Source organism: Pseudomonas sp. R4-84 (genome assembly GCF_054130985.1).
Genome location: NZ_CP096390.1, coordinates 4,172,030 through 4,185,395, shown reverse-complemented (window position 1 = coordinate 4,185,395; position 13,366 = coordinate 4,172,030). Strand labels below are relative to the sequence as shown.

Annotated in this window: 11 protein-coding genes; 10 read left to right on the top strand and 1 reads right to left on the bottom strand. The window is 60.5% G+C overall.

Going from position 1 to position 13,366, the window contains the following annotated elements; genetic code table 11:
- Window positions 1-480 precede the first annotated feature (480 nt).
- Entirely contained in the window at window positions 481-744 is a 264-nt protein-coding gene (locus M1D68_RS19125; protein WP_420767509.1) for a DUF2790 domain-containing protein, read from the bottom strand.
- A 420-nt stretch (window positions 745-1,164) separates the two neighbouring features.
- Between M1D68_RS19125 and acs the strand changes: the two genes are divergently transcribed.
- The 10 genes from acs to astD all read left to right on the top strand — a co-directional run bounded on the left by acs (window position 1,165) and on the right by astD (window position 13,363).
- Window positions 1,165-3,120 carry an acetate--CoA ligase gene (gene acs / locus M1D68_RS19120; protein ID WP_420767508.1) on the top strand — a complete coding sequence of 652 codons (1,956 nt, stop codon included), beginning with the start codon at window positions 1,165-1,167 and terminating at the stop codon, window positions 3,118-3,120.
- Between the two features lie 708 nt (window positions 3,121-3,828).
- Complete coding sequence (locus M1D68_RS19115; RefSeq protein ID WP_420767507.1) at window positions 3,829-4,602, top strand: ABC transporter substrate-binding protein; 774 nt, start codon at window positions 3,829-3,831, stop codon at window positions 4,600-4,602.
- Window positions 4,603-4,691: 89 nt separating this feature from the next.
- A complete protein-coding gene (locus M1D68_RS19110) occupies window positions 4,692-5,381 on the top strand; it encodes an ABC transporter permease (protein ID WP_420767506.1) in 690 nt (229 codons plus the stop codon).
- Entirely contained in the window at window positions 5,378-6,076 is a 699-nt protein-coding gene (locus tag M1D68_RS19105; protein ID WP_420767505.1) for an ABC transporter permease, read from the top strand. Before M1D68_RS19110 ends, M1D68_RS19105 begins: the two co-directional genes overlap by 4 nt.
- A 56-nt stretch (window positions 6,077-6,132) precedes the next feature.
- Window positions 6,133-6,897 (top strand): ABC transporter ATP-binding protein, encoded by a 765-nt coding sequence (locus tag M1D68_RS19100; protein WP_434560239.1) that lies wholly within the window; start codon window positions 6,133-6,135, stop codon window positions 6,895-6,897.
- 112 nt (window positions 6,898-7,009) lie between these two features.
- The gene (gene argR / locus M1D68_RS19095) at window positions 7,010-7,990 is read left to right on the top strand and encodes a transcriptional regulator ArgR (protein ID WP_420767503.1); all 981 of its coding nucleotides are present in this window, start codon (window positions 7,010-7,012) and stop codon (window positions 7,988-7,990) included.
- A 358-nt stretch (window positions 7,991-8,348) separates the two neighbouring features.
- A complete protein-coding gene (locus M1D68_RS19090) occupies window positions 8,349-9,569 on the top strand; it encodes an aspartate aminotransferase family protein (protein WP_420767502.1) in 1,221 nt (406 codons plus the stop codon).
- A 235-nt stretch (window positions 9,570-9,804) separates the two neighbouring features.
- Window positions 9,805-10,824, top strand: a complete 1,020-nt coding sequence (gene aruF, locus M1D68_RS19085) for an arginine/ornithine succinyltransferase subunit alpha (RefSeq protein WP_420767501.1) — start codon at window positions 9,805-9,807, stop codon at window positions 10,822-10,824.
- A 47-nt stretch (window positions 10,825-10,871) separates the two neighbouring features.
- On the top strand, window positions 10,872-11,897 hold the full coding sequence (astA, locus tag M1D68_RS19080) for an arginine N-succinyltransferase (protein WP_420767500.1): 1,026 nt from the start codon (window positions 10,872-10,874) through the stop codon (window positions 11,895-11,897).
- Window positions 11,894-13,363 carry a succinylglutamate-semialdehyde dehydrogenase gene (gene astD / locus M1D68_RS19075; RefSeq protein ID WP_434564138.1) on the top strand — a complete coding sequence of 490 codons (1,470 nt, stop codon included), beginning with the start codon at window positions 11,894-11,896 and terminating at the stop codon, window positions 13,361-13,363. Before astA ends, astD begins: the two co-directional genes overlap by 4 nt.
- The last annotated feature ends 3 nt before the right edge of the window (window positions 13,364-13,366 follow it).

Here is a 13,366-nt window from a genome sequence, read left to right as displayed (position 1 = left end):
GTCGTCTCCTGCGTGAGGGCCAGATGCCCGATAAGGCCTACTGGCCGCGGTGGATCTTGAAAAATCGTTTGTTGCAGCAGCTGACGCAGGCAATAAACAGAAAAATGTACGGGTCATTCCGGAGCGGCGGTAGAGCGGGAAGGCGATTGCCCCCTGCGTTGGCTCCAGGCTGGCGTGATCCCTGTAAGGGAATATTGCAGGCCCGTTTAAGGCGGCATTATAAGGACTTTTTTGCCTACGTGGTGCGGCGAAATAGCTCACGGGAGGGGTGGTGAGGGGCGTATCCGCATGGGAGCGCGGGTTTACAAGGCTTTGGCCGCTGAAGTTTTTTTTCGCATGGATAGGGCGACGACTTTTTTTGATCACAAAATGATCGATTTTTGCCGTTTTGCACTACATGTTGTGTTTTCTGGCGCTTTTTGGTGGCTCCAGACACAACCAGGCCCGATCGGTATCGGGCCGTGGGATTGCTGGTTGTGATCAGCTGTCGGAACAACCGTTGCCCAGGACGCGGTAGCGCAGGATGTGGCGTTGGCCCTTGGAGTCTTCGTATTCCATTGTTGCCGGGACCACTTCGCAAACGTTCGGGATCGTGCTCATGGAAAGGACCTTGGCAATGTCCAAGTGGCTGGAGTAGGTGTACTCCTCGATAGCCGGTTTTTGCTGCGCGAGATCGGTCGGGGTTTCGTCAGCCATCGCGGTGGTGCAGAGGCTGCCGAGGACCAGAACCCATAAAGCTTTCATCTGTATTTCACCTTTGTTGAGGTCGAGTGGGGGCACGCAGCCTTTTTGGGGCTGCGTGTGGAGCGAGTTTTGGAAGTTGGATCAACGGCCTTCGTGGGGGCTGTGTTGCGTCAATCGTGTTTGCCGGTTGGCGAGGTGGATTTTAGAAGTTGGGGGCGGGGGCAAACAGACTCGGTTTTGATAAACACTGTTGGTTGATCTGGTAACAATCGGCTGACTTTTCGTTGGATCGATGATGGCTGACCCAGCGCCTTCGCGAGCAGGCTTGCTCGCCACATGAAGATATCTTCAAGTGCGTTTGCCAGTTAGTACCGACATTTTGTAGGGACTTGTTACTACCATCGTCGAATGGTTCTATAGGCCCGCCCCGGGCTACAACGGGATCATACAAAAACAACTATTGTCACCGAGGTAAGAAAGATGAGTGCGGCTTCTGTGTATCCCGTTCGTCCCGAGGTAGCGGCCAATACGCTGACTGACGAGGCGACCTACAAGGCCATGTACCAGCAGTCGGTCGTCAACCCGGACGGCTTCTGGCGCGAGCAGGCCAAGCGCCTCGATTGGATCAAGCCTTTCACCACGGTGAAGCAGACTTCTTTCGACGACCACCATGTCGACATCAAGTGGTTTGCCGATGGCACCTTGAACGTTTCCTATAACTGCCTCGACCGACACCTGGCCGAGCGCGGCGATCAAGTCGCGATCATCTGGGAAGGCGACGATCCTTCCGAGAGCCGCAATATCACCTATCGCGAGCTGCACGAAGAAGTCTGCAAGTTCGCCAACGCCTTGCGCGGGCAGGACGTGCATCGTGGCGACGTGGTGACCATCTACATGCCGATGATCCCCGAGGCCGTGGTCGCGATGCTGGCCTGTACCCGCATCGGTGCGATTCACTCGGTGGTGTTCGGCGGCTTCTCTCCTGAAGCACTGGCCGGCCGGATCATCGACTGCAAATCCAAAGTGGTGATCACCGCCGACGAAGGCATTCGTGCTGGCAAGAAAATCCCGCTCAAGGCGAACGTCGACGATGCGCTGACCAACCCGGAAACCAGCAGCATCCAGAAAGTCATCGTGTGCAAGCGCACGGCGGGCAACATCAAGTGGAACCAGCACCGCGACATCTGGTACGAGGACCTGATGAAGGTCGCCGGCACCGTATGCGCGCCGAAGGAAATGGGCGCCGAAGAGGCCCTGTTCATCCTCTACACCTCCGGTTCCACCGGCAAGCCCAAGGGCGTGCAGCACACCACGGCTGGCTACTTGTTGTACGCCGCGCTGACCCATGAGCGGGTGTTCGACTACAAGCCAGGCGAGATCTACTGGTGCACCGCCGACGTGGGCTGGGTCACCGGCCACAGCTACATCGTCTATGGCCCGCTGGCCAACGGCGCGACCACGGTGCTGTTCGAAGGCGTGCCGAACTACCCGGACATCACCCGGGTGGCCAAGGTGATCGACAAGCACAAGGTCAATATTCTCTACACCGCGCCTACCGCCATTCGCGCGATGATGGCCTCTGGCACCGCCGCCGTCGAAGGCGCCGATGGCAGCAGCCTGCGTCTGCTGGGTTCGGTGGGCGAGCCAATCAACCCGGAAGCGTGGGATTGGTACCACAAGAATGTCGGCAAGGAGCGTTGCCCGATCGTCGATACATGGTGGCAGACCGAAACGGGCGGTGTGCTGATCAGCCCGTTGCCAGGCGCTACGGCGCTGAAGCCAGGTTCCGCGACTCGGCCGTTCTTCGGTGTGGTGCCGGCACTGGTGGACAACCTCGGCAACCTGGTCGAAGGCGCTGCCGAAGGCAACCTGGTGATCCTCGATTCGTGGCCAGGCCAGGCGCGTACCCTGTACGGCGACCATGACCGTTTTGTCGATACCTATTTCAAGACCTTCAGCGGCATGTATTTCACCGGCGACGGTGCGCGTCGCGACGAGGACGGCTACTACTGGATCACCGGCCGGGTGGATGACGTACTCAACGTGTCGGGTCACCGCATGGGCACCGCCGAGATCGAGAGCGCAATGGTCGCCCACCCGAAAGTCGCCGAAGCGGCGGTCGTGGGTGTGCCGCATGACATCAAGGGGCAGGGCATTTATGTCTACGTCACCCTCAATGCCGGCGAAGAGACCAGCGAGGCCCTGCGCCTGGAACTGAAGAACTGGGTGCGCAAGGAGATCGGTCCGATTGCCTCGCCGGATGTCATTCAGTGGGCGCCGGGCCTACCGAAGACCCGTTCCGGCAAGATCATGCGTCGCATTCTGCGCAAGATTGCCACGGCGGAATACGACGGTTTGGGTGATATTTCCACCCTGGCCGATCCGGGTGTGGTGGCGCACCTGATCGAGACGCACAAGACCATGAACGTCGCCTGACGGTCGCATGTAGTACCCAAGAGCCCCGCCCGGTATTTGCCGGGCGGGGTTTTTTTATGGGCGCGCAGGGTGGGCTTGAAGTGTGGTGCCTTTGTGGCGAGGGAGCTTGCTCCCGCTCGGCTGCGCAGCAGTCGTAAACCGGTCAATGCGGTATGCCTGAACAAACGCGGTGCCTGGCTTTTGGGGCTGCTGCGCAGCCCAGCGGGAGCAAGCTCCCTCGCCACGGGTTTGGTGGATGAATAAATATCGGCGTTCAATGTAAGAAGCGTCGGAACGTTACCGACGTTTCGAAATGTGTAACCAAAGGCGCCACAACGGGGCGATGTGAAACGCCAAGCCCCGTTGCAGGGCGTTTTCACGCATCTCGAAAAACAAGCCGACACGCTGTGCTTGCCGGATTAGAAGGGTTTGCCAATAATGGGCCCGCTATTTGCAGCATGGATCGGTTCCCTTTCCTTTGCTCTTGCATGTATTTGCGGGGCTGTCAATGTGCTCGAACAGCTTTCTCGGTGCTTCTGTAATTTGTTGTCGCATTGAAGAAATATCGGCTTCGGGCCTGTCGTTAGAATGCCGATCACTCGCTCGTCGTGGCCTGCGTTGAATAAAATGCGCGCTTGTCGGACGCAGCACCAAAGTTCGTTCCACCCATTCGCATATTGGGCTGTTGCTCACTCTGCCGTTTTCGCCCTTTACCGATGGAGTCCCAAGATGAAGAAACTTGTGCTGCTTGGCGCCCTGGCACTGTCCGTGCTGTCCCTGCCGACCTTCGCTGATGAGAAGCCCCTGAAAATCGGTATCGAAGCCGCTTACCCTCCGTTTGCCTCCAAGGCTCCGGACGGCAGCATCGTCGGCTTCGACTACGACATCGGCAATGCGCTGTGTGAAGAGATGAAGGTCAAGTGCGTGTGGGTCGAGCAAGAGTTCGACGGCCTGATTCCGGCGCTCAAGGTACGCAAGATCGACGCGATCCTGTCGTCGATGTCGATCACTGAAGATCGCAAGAAATCCGTTGATTTCACCAACAAGTACTACAACACCCCGGCCCGTCTGGTGATGAAGGCCGGCACCCAGGTCAGCGACGGCCTGGCCGAGCTCAAGGGCAAGAATATTGGCGTGCAGCGCGGTTCGATTCACGAGCGTTTCGCACGTGAAGTCCTGGCCCCGCTGGGTGCCGAGATCAAGCCGTACGGTTCGCAGAACGAGATCTACCTGGACGTCTCCGCTGGTCGCCTCGACGGCACCGTGGCCGACGCCACGCTGTTGGATGACGGTTTCCTGAAGACTGACGCGGGCAAAGGCTTTGCGTTTGTTGGCCCGGCCTTCACCGATGTCAAATACTTCGGTGACGGCGTGGGTATCGCGGTTCGCAAGGGTGACGCGTTGAAAGACAAGATCAACACTGCAATCGCTGCCATTCGCGAGAACGGCAAGTACAAGCAGATCCAGGATAAATACTTCGCCTTCGACATCTACGGCAAGTAACACGTCCCGCCACTGCGGCGAAATGGCGCAAGCAACAGGATTTCTGCGGTTTGCGCCATTTTTTCATCCCACTTTCGAGGACCTGAATCATGTTGAAAGGCTACGGGGCTGTCATCCTCGATGGCGCATGGTTGACGCTTCAGCTCGCCTTGTCGTCCATGGCCCTGGCCATCGTCCTGGGGTTGATTGGTGTCGCGCTGCGCCTCTCGCCGGTCCGTTGGCTGGCGTGGCTGGGCGACCTGTATTCGACGGTAATCCGCGGCATTCCGGACCTGGTGTTGATCCTGCTGATTTTCTACGGCGGCCAGGACTTGCTCAACCGTGTGGCGCCGATGCTTGGCTATGACGACTACATCGACCTGAATCCGCTGGCGGCCGGTATCGGCACCCTGGGTTTCATCTTCGGCGCGTACCTGTCGGAAACCTTCCGCGGCGCGTTCATGGCCATCCCCAAGGGTCAGGCGGAGGCGGGCATGGCGTACGGCATGAGTGGGTTCCAGGTGTTTTTCCGGGTGATGGTGCCGCAGATGATCCGACTGGCGATCCCGGGCTTCACCAACAACTGGTTGGTACTGACCAAGGCCACCGCGCTGATTTCCGTGGTGGGCCTGCAAGACATGATGTTCAAGGCCAAGCAGGCGGCGGATGCCACCCGCGAGCCTTTCACCTTCTTCCTCGCAGTGGCGGCGATGTACCTGGTGATCACCAGCGTTTCGTTGCTGGCATTGCGTCACCTTGAGAAGCGCTACTCGGTAGGCGTAAGGGCGGCTGATCTATGATCTTCGACTACAACGTCATCATTGAAGCCTTGCCGCTGTACTTCAACGGCTTGCTGACCACCCTGAAGCTGTTGGCCTTGTCGCTGTTCTTCGGCCTGTTGGCGGCGCTGCCCCTGGGGCTGATGCGGGTGTCCAAGCAGCCGGTCGTCAACATGACGGCGTGGCTCTACACCTATGTGATTCGCGGCACGCCGATGCTGGTGCAGTTGTTCCTGATCTATTACGGGCTGGCGCAGTTCGCCGTCGTGCGCGAAAGCTTCCTCTGGCCGTGGCTGTCCAGCGCGACGTTCTGTGCGTGCCTGGCGTTCGCCATCAATACCAGCGCCTACACCGCCGAAATCATCGCCGGCAGCCTGCGGGCCACGCCCAACGGTGAGATCGAGGCGGCCAAGGCGATGGGTATGTCGCGCTACAAGCTGTATCGCCGGATCCTGCTGCCCTCGGCCCTGCGCCGGGCGCTGCCGCAATACAGCAACGAAGTGATCATGATGCTGCAGACCACCAGTCTCGCGTCCATCGTCACCTTGATCGACATCACTGGTGCCGCGCGCACGGTGAATGCGCAGTACTACTTGCCGTTCGAGGCCTACATCACGGCCGGCGTGTTCTACCTGTGCCTGACCTTCATCCTGGTGCGCCTGTTCAAGCTGGCCGAGCGCCGCTGGCTGGGTTACCTGGCCCCGCGCAAGCACTGATAACGCATCGATCCGATCGACTGCTCAACGATTGACGTTTTGTGAGAACCGACCGCATGTACAAGCTTGAAGTCCAAGACCTGCATAAACGCTATGGCAGTCACGAAGTGCTCAAGGGCGTGTCCTTGAAAGCCGCCGCCGGCGATGTGATCAGCATCATCGGCTCCAGTGGCTCCGGCAAGAGTACCTTCCTGCGTTGCATCAACCTGCTTGAGCAACCCCATGCCGGCAAGATATTGCTCAACAACGAAGAGTTGAAGCTCGTAGCAGGCAAGGACGGCGCCATGAAGGCCGCGGACCCAAAGCAACTGCAGCGCATGCGTTCGCGGTTGTCGATGGTGTTCCAGCACTTCAACTTGTGGTCCCACATGACCGCCCTGGAAAACATCATGGAAGCGCCGGTGCATGTATTGGGCGTGGCCAAGGCCGAAGCGCGGGAGAAGGCCGAGCACTACCTGAACAAGGTCGGCGTGGCCCATCGCAAGGACGCCTACCCAGGCCACATGTCCGGCGGCGAGCAGCAGCGCGTGGCGATCGCCCGGGCCCTGGCGATGGAGCCGGAGGTGATGCTGTTCGATGAACCGACTTCGGCCCTCGACCCTGAATTGGTGGGCGACGTGCTCAAAGTGATGCAGGCGTTGGCGCAGGAAGGCCGGACCATGGTGGTGGTGACTCATGAAATGGGCTTTGCCCGCGAAGTGTCGAACCAGTTGGTATTCCTGCACAAAGGCATCGTTGAAGAAAGCGGCAACCCACGGGAAGTGCTGGTCAACCCGCAATCGGAGCGCCTGCAACAATTTCTGTCGGGCAGCCTCAAGTAATCGCTCCCGTTACGCACCGGATTGGATCATGCTGCGCGCCATGCGCCAGATGGTCTAGTTTGGTTGCAGCCGCTTTCGGCTTTAACACTGTTTTCGCTTCGGATTGCCCGCCATGACTGCCCATCGAATAGGTTTCCTGATTTGGCCCAGCACTAAAGCCTTGACGCTGGCGCTGGCCGAGGAGGCCTTGCGTGTCGCCCAGCGCGTGCATCCGGACGTGGTCTACGAATTGTCGTTCCTGCAAGCCGAGCCACCGGCCGAGGGCGCTTGGCAGTTACCCGGTGAATCCTGGGTCGGCAAGCTCGAAGGTCTTCAGAAACTGTTTCTGGTGGCCGACGAGCCACCAACGACGCTGGCCTCGCCGCTGAGCAGCGCCCTCAAGCAATTGGTGCGCGCGGGTTGCGTCATCGGCGGTTTGTCCGCTGGCGTCTATCCGCTGGCGCAGTTGGGTTTGCTCGATGGCTATCGAGCTGCCGTTCACTGGCGCTGGCAAGATGACTTCTCCGAGCGCTTCCCCAAGGTCATCGCCACCAGCCATTTGTTTGATTGGGACCGCGATCGCCTGAGCGCTTGCGGCGGCATGTCGGTGCTTGATCTGCTGTTGGCGGTGCTGGCCCGGGACCACGGCGCCGAACTGGCTGGCGCGGTGTCGGAAGAACTGGTGGTCGAGCGCATCCGTGAAGGCGGCGAGCGCCAGCGTATTCCGTTGCAGAACCGCTTGGGTTCCAGTCATCCGAAGCTCACCCAGGCCGTGCTGTTGATGGAAGCCAACATCGAAGAGCCGTTGACCACCGACGAGATCGCCCAACATGTGTGCGTGTCCCGCCGGCAGCTGGAGCGGATCTTCAAGCAGTACCTCAATCGCGTGCCGAGCCAGTATTACCTGGAGCTGCGCCTGAACAAGGCTCGGCAGATGTTGATGCAGACCAGCAAATCCATCATCCAGATCGGCCTGTCCTGTGGTTTCTCCTCGGGGCCACACTTCTCCAGCGCCTACCGCAACTTCTTCGGCGCGACGCCGCGGGAAGATCGCAACCAGCGGCGTAGCAGCAGCCCGTTCGAATTGTCCTCGGTGCCGTCCGAGCGCGGCTAAATGGTAAGACTGCGGATAGAGCGGTCAACACAAAACCTGTGGGAGCGAGCTTGCTCGCGATGACGGAGTGTCAGTCAATGCTGAAGGTGACTGACACTGCGCCATCGCGAGCAAGATCGCTCCCACAGGTGTTTTGTGCCTGGCAGCGGAAATGTGGATGCAGGTGCCTCAAATACACCGGCAACGTTTAAACTGCGCCATTGCGACGCTATTTGTCGCATTGCCGTAAACCCGCGCAAAACGTGGGTTGGCGCTATAAGAAGTTGTCGCTTGGCGGCAAGGCCGGGCTGAAAACTGTCCTTACAATCCTTACCAAGCTCGCCAGTTCCAGGCGGGTGTTCCTCTTCAGGAGACTCCGATGTCCGTTGAGCAAGCCGCGGTACAACGCGCCGATTTCGACCAGGTGATGGTTCCCAACTATGCACCTGCAGCCTTCATTCCTGTGCGTGGTGCCGGTTCGCGCGTGTGGGACCAGTCCGGTCGCGAGCTGATCGACTTTGCGGGCGGTATCGCGGTCAACGTACTGGGCCATGCCCACCCGGCGCTGGTCGGTGCACTGACCGAGCAGGCCAATAAGCTGTGGCACGTATCGAACGTGTTCACCAACGAGCCAGCCCTGCGCCTGGCGCATAAACTGGTCGATGCGACCTTCGCCGAGCGCGCATTCTTCTGCAACTCCGGCGCCGAAGCCAACGAGGCCGCTTTCAAGCTGGCCCGCCGGGTCGGGTTCGATCGGTTCGGCAGCGAAAAATATGAAATCATCGCCGCGCTCAACAGTTTCCACGGCCGGACGCTGTTCACCGTCAACGTAGGCGGACAGTCGAAGTACTCCGATGGTTTCGGCCCTAAAATCACGGGCATCACCCACGTTCCTTACAACGACCTGGCGGCTCTGAAAGCGGCGGTCTCGGACAAGACCTGCGCTGTGGTGCTGGAACCCATCCAAGGCGAGGGCGGTGTGTTGCCGGCCGAGTTGGCCTACCTGCAGGGCGCCCGTGAACTGTGCGATGCACACAACGCACTGCTGGTTTTCGACGAAGTGCAGACCGGCATGGGCCGTAGCGGCGAGCTGTTCGCCTACATGCATTACGGCGTGGTCCCGGACATCCTCACCAGCGCCAAGAGCCTGGGCGGCGGTTTCCCGATCGCGGCGATGCTCACCACCGAAGCGCTGGCCAAGCACCTTGTCGTCGGCACCCACGGCACCACCTACGGCGGCAACCCGCTGGCCTGCGCGGTGGCCGAAGCGGTAATCGATGTGGTCAATACCCCTGAAGTGCTCAATGGCGTCAAGGCCAAGCACGACAAATTCAAGACCCGGCTGTTGCAGATCGGCGAGAAGTACGGCCTGTTCACCCAAGTGCGTGGCCTGGGTCTGCTGATCGGTTGCGTGCTGAACGACGCCTGGAAGGGCAAGGCCAAGGACATCTTCAACGCCGCCGAACAGGAAGGCCTGATGATCCTGCAAGCCGGCCCGGACGTGATCCGCTTCGCTCCGAGCCTGGTGGTGGAAGACGCCGACATCGACGCCGGCCTGGACCGCTTCGAGCGGGCCGCGGTGAAGTTGACCCAAGGCTGAAGCTGGACTGGATCCCTTGTGGGAGCGAGCTTGCTCGCGATGGCGGCGGATGAGCCAGTATCAAAGTGACTGACACACCGCTATCGCGAGCAAGCTCGCTCCCACAGGAGTCTTGCAGTGGCTGAAAAATCGAAGACCGCCGCAAATGTAGTCATGGGCCAGGGTATTCGTTTAGTTTTTTTCTGTGTATCGATCTTACGGTCGAACCCTTTATTTCAAGTTAAGGAGTGACACCATGCTGGTGATGCGCCCCGCGCAAATGGCTGATCTGGGCGAGGTACAGCGTCTGGCTGCGGACAGCCCGATCGGTGTCACTTCCTTGCCGGATGACGTGGAACGCTTGAGCGACAAGATCGCCGCAAGCGAGGCCTCGTTTGCCGCCGAAGTCAGCTTCAATGGTGAAGAAAGTTATTTCTTCGTTCTCGAAGACACTGCCACCGGCAGATTGGCCGGCTGTTCGGCCATTGTCGCTTCGGCGGGTTATTCCGAACCGTTCTACAGCTTCCGCAACGAGACCTTCGTCCACGCTTCCCGTGAGCTGAAGATCCACAACAAGATCCACGTACTCTCCCAGTGCCACGACCTGACCGGCAATAGCTTGCTGACCAGCTTCTACGTGGTCCCGGAACTGGTGGGTTCGCCGTGGTCGGAGCTGAACTCGCGCGGGCGTCTGCTGTTTGTCGCCAGCCACCCGGAGCGTTTCGCCGATTCGGTGGTGACCGAGATCGTCGGCTATAGCGACGAAAACGGCGACTCGCCATTCTGGGACGCCATCGGTCGCAACTTCTTCGACCTCAACTATGCCGCAGCCGAGCGCCTGTGCGGGTTGAAAAGCCGGACCTTCCTCGCCGAGCTGATGCCGCATTACCCGATCTACGTGCCGCTGTTGCCGGATGCCGCCCAGGAAGCCATGGGCCAGGTCCACCCGCGCGCGCAGATCACCTTCGACATCCTGATGCGCGAGGGTTTCGAGACCGATCACTACATCGACATTTTTGACGGCGGCCCGACCCTGCACGCTCGCGTCTCGGGGATCCGCTCGATCGCCCAGAGCCGCGTGGTGCCGGTGAAGATCGGCGAAACCGTCAAGGGCGCCGGTCGGCAGTACCTGGTGGCCAATGCCCAACTCCAGGATTACCGCGCCGTGTTGCTCGACCTCGACTACGCGCCAGGCAAACCTGTGACGCTGGACATGGAAGCAGCCGAAGCCCTGGGTGTTGGCGAAGGCGCCAGCGTGCGCCTGGTAGCGGTTTAAACAGCAGTTTTCGCGGGTGGCATGAGCGGCCCGTTCGAGGAGATAGCATGATCGTTCGTCCCGTACGCAGCAGCGATTTACCCGCTCTGATCGCCCTGGCCCGCAGTACCGGCACCGGCCTGACCACCTTGCCGGCCAATGAAGAGCGTCTGGCCCATCGGGTTGGCTGGGCCGAAAAGACCTTTCGCGGCGAAGCTGGGCGTGGCGACGCGGACTACCTGTTCGTGCTCGAAGACGATGACGGTCGCGTGGTGGGTATTTCCGCCATCGCAGGCGCCGTGGGGTTGCGTGAGCCTTGGTACAACTTCCGGGTTGGCCTGACAGTCAGTGCTTCCCAAGAGCTGAACATCTATCGGGAGATCCCGACGTTGTTCCTGGCCAACGACCTGACAGGCAATTCCGAGCTGTGCTCGCTGTTCCTCCACGCGGACTACCGCAATGGCCTCAATGGCCGGATGCTGGCGAAGGCGCGGCTGCTGTTCATCGCCGAATTCCCACAGCTGTTCGGCAACAAGATCATTGCCGAGATGCGCGGCATGTCCGACGACAACGGGCGCTCGCCGTTCTGGGAAAGCCTGGGCCGGCACTTCTTCAAGATGGAGTTCAGCCAGGCCGACTACCTGACCGGGGTCGGTAACAAAGCGTTCATCGCCGAGCTGATGCCCAAGTTCCCGCTGTACACCTGCTTCTTGTCCGAGGACGCCCGGGCCGTGATCGGCCAGGTCCATCCCGACACCGAGCCGGCGCTGTCGATGCTCAAGAGCGAAGGATTCAGTTACCAGGGCTACGTCGACATCTTCGACGCTGGCCCGGCCATCGAGTGCGAGACCGGCAAGATCCGCGCGATCCGCGACAGCCAGGCGCTGGTTCTGGCCGTTGGCACGCCCGGCGATGACGCCACGCCATTTCTCATTCATAACCGCAAATGCCAGGACTGCCGCATCACGGCGGCGCCGGCGCGTTTCGCCGCGGGCACCCTGGTGGTCGATCCACTGACCGCCAAACGTCTTCAACTCAACGCTGGCGACCAGGTGCGTGCCGTGGCGTTGTCTGCCGCTCGGGAGTCGAAATAATGAAATCGTTGTACATCGCTGGAAGTTGGCTGGAAGGCCAGGGCGACGTCTTTGAGTCGTTGAACCCGGTGACCCAGCAAGTGCTGTGGTCTGGAAAAGGCGCGACGGCGGCGCAGGTGGAGTCCGCCGTGCAGGCGGCGCGCCAGGCATTCCCGGACTGGGCGCGACGCTCGCTGGATGAGCGCATCCAGGTGTTGGAAGCGTTCGCCGACACCCTGAAGACGCACGCTGACGAATTGGCCCGTTGCATTGGTGAGGAAACCGGCAAGCCCTTGTGGGAAGCCGCCACCGAAGTCACCAGCATGATCAACAAAGTCGCCATCTCAGTGCAGAGCTACCGCGAGCGCACCGGCGAGAAAAGCGGCCCTCTGGGCGACGCTACCGCCGTGCTGCGCCACAAGCCCCACGGTGTGGTGGCGGTGTTCGGTCCTTACAACTTCCCTGGTCACTTGCCCAACGGGCACATTGTGCCTGCGCTGTTGGCGGGCAATTGCGTGTTGTTCAAGCCCAGTGAGCTGACGCCGAAAGTCGCCGAGCTGACGGTCAAGTGCTGGGAGGAGGCGGGCCTGCCAGCAGGCGTGTTGAACCTGCTGCAAGGCGCGCGGGAAACCGGTATTGCCCTGGCGGCGGAACCAGGGATCGACGGGCTGTTCTTCACCGGGTCCAGCCGTACCGGCAATCTTCTGCACCAACAATTCTCCGGTCGCCCGGACAAGATCCTCGCCCTGGAAATGGGTGGCAACAATCCGTTGGTGGTCGATGAGGTGGCCGACGTCGATGCGGCGGTGTACACCATCATCCAGTCCGCATTCATTTCCGCCGGCCAGCGCTGCACCTGCGCGCGCCGCTTGCTGGTGCCGGAAGGCGCCTGGGGCGATGCCTTGCTGGCGCGCCTGGTGCAGGTCAGCTCGACCCTCGACGTCGGGGCCTTCGACCAGCAACCGGCGCCGTTCATGGGCTCGGTGGTTTCCCTTGCCGCCGCGAAGGCTCTGATGGATGCGCAAAACCATTTACTGGGCAAGGGCGCCGTGCCGCTGTTGGCCATGACCCAGCCGCAACCCCAGGCTGCGTTGTTGACGCCAGGGATCCTCGATGTCACTGCCGTGGCCGAGCGCCCCGACGAGGAATTGTTCGGGCCGTTGCTGCAGGTCATTCGCTACAAGGATTTCGCGGGCGCGATCAGCGAAGCCAACAATACTCAATATGGCCTGGCCGCCGGCTTGCTTTCGGATTCCCAGGAACGCTACGAGCAGTTCTGGCTGCAAAGCCGCGCCGGTATCGTCAACTGGAACAAACAACTGACCGGCGCCGCCAGCAGCGCGCCGTTCGGCGGCGTTGGTGCCTCGGGCAACCACCGCGCCAGCGCTTATTACGCGGCGGATTATTGCGCGTATCCGGTGGCTTCCCTGGAAACGCCGAGCCTGGTCATGCCGGCGAGCCTGACGCCTGGCGTAAAAATGGTGTAGTCC

Excerpts from the sequence above, each read along its gene's own strand:
- aruF (WP_420767501.1), top strand. The coding sequence starts at position 9,805 with ATGCTGGTGATGCGCCCCGCGCAAATGGCTGATCTGGGCGAGGTACAG.
- argR (WP_420767503.1), top strand. The coding sequence starts at position 7,010 with ATGACTGCCCATCGAATAGGTTTCCTGATTTGGCCCAGCACTAAAGCC.
- M1D68_RS19105 (WP_420767505.1), top strand. The coding sequence starts at position 5,378 with ATGATCTTCGACTACAACGTCATCATTGAAGCCTTGCCGCTGTACTTC.
- M1D68_RS19115 (WP_420767507.1), top strand. The coding sequence starts at position 3,829 with ATGAAGAAACTTGTGCTGCTTGGCGCCCTGGCACTGTCCGTGCTGTCC.
- M1D68_RS19110 (WP_420767506.1), top strand. The coding sequence starts at position 4,692 with ATGTTGAAAGGCTACGGGGCTGTCATCCTCGATGGCGCATGGTTGACG.
- acs (WP_420767508.1), top strand. The coding sequence starts at position 1,165 with ATGAGTGCGGCTTCTGTGTATCCCGTTCGTCCCGAGGTAGCGGCCAAT.
- M1D68_RS19090 (WP_420767502.1), top strand. The coding sequence starts at position 8,349 with ATGTCCGTTGAGCAAGCCGCGGTACAACGCGCCGATTTCGACCAGGTG.
- M1D68_RS19125 (WP_420767509.1), bottom strand. The coding sequence starts at position 744 with ATGAAAGCTTTATGGGTTCTGGTCCTCGGCAGCCTCTGCACCACCGCG.
- M1D68_RS19100 (WP_434560239.1), top strand. The coding sequence starts at position 6,133 with ATGTACAAGCTTGAAGTCCAAGACCTGCATAAACGCTATGGCAGTCAC.
- astA (WP_420767500.1), top strand. The coding sequence starts at position 10,872 with ATGATCGTTCGTCCCGTACGCAGCAGCGATTTACCCGCTCTGATCGCC.